The organism is Lactobacillus hamsteri DSM 5661 = JCM 6256, from assembly GCF_000615445.1.
In the GTDB taxonomy this organism is placed as follows: Bacteria; Bacillota; Bacilli; order Lactobacillales; family Lactobacillaceae; genus Lactobacillus; species Lactobacillus hamsteri.
On the sequence record NZ_BALY01000080.1, the window covers coordinates 1 to 590 of the forward strand.

Consider the following 590-nt stretch of genomic DNA (forward strand, 5'->3'; position numbering starts at 1 on the left):
TAGCTTACGCTTGTGATAAGCCTCAACTTTGGGAATCATTTGCTTAGAGATATTAGACACTTGAGCCGGACTATAATGACTGCCATACATTTTTTCGATCAAATCAGCTATTTCTCTAGTGGTTACACCTTTAGAATAAAGCTTTATAACCATGTCTTCCAAGAGATCAGTATGTTGTTTATAGTCTGGCAGAGTGTGCTGATGAAACATACCATTGCGATCTCGCGGCACTTGTACCTCAATTGATCCAAGCTGAGTATCAATCTTGCGGAAATACGCACCATTTCTAGAGTTGCCAGTATTCCAGCCTTTTCTGGCATAAGGATTATATCCCAAAAAGGCAGTCAGTTCAGATTCTAACAAGTCATTAACAGCTTGTTGGATTTCGTGACGAAGCAAATCATTAATTTTATCTTGATTGAATAGAGCTTGAGTTATATTTTTGGTAAAATCATTCATGAAGGAGTTCTTCTTTCTGTATGTGTTTTTTTATTCAAACCAATCATACGAGAAAGGAACTCCTTTTTCTAATGTTTTAGGAAATTAAATTAAGGAATAATTCATCCTTACACAAACTATTTTACAGTCTC

General features: G+C 35.6%; 1 protein-coding gene. It reads right to left on the minus strand.

Going from position 1 to position 590, the window contains the following annotated elements; all coding sequences use genetic code 11:
• Positions 1–459: IS256 family transposase (locus tag JCM6256_RS10280; protein ID WP_035438604.1), on the minus strand; the 459-nt coding region annotated here is incomplete at its 3' end.
• Between the last annotated feature and the right edge of the window lie 131 nt (positions 460–590).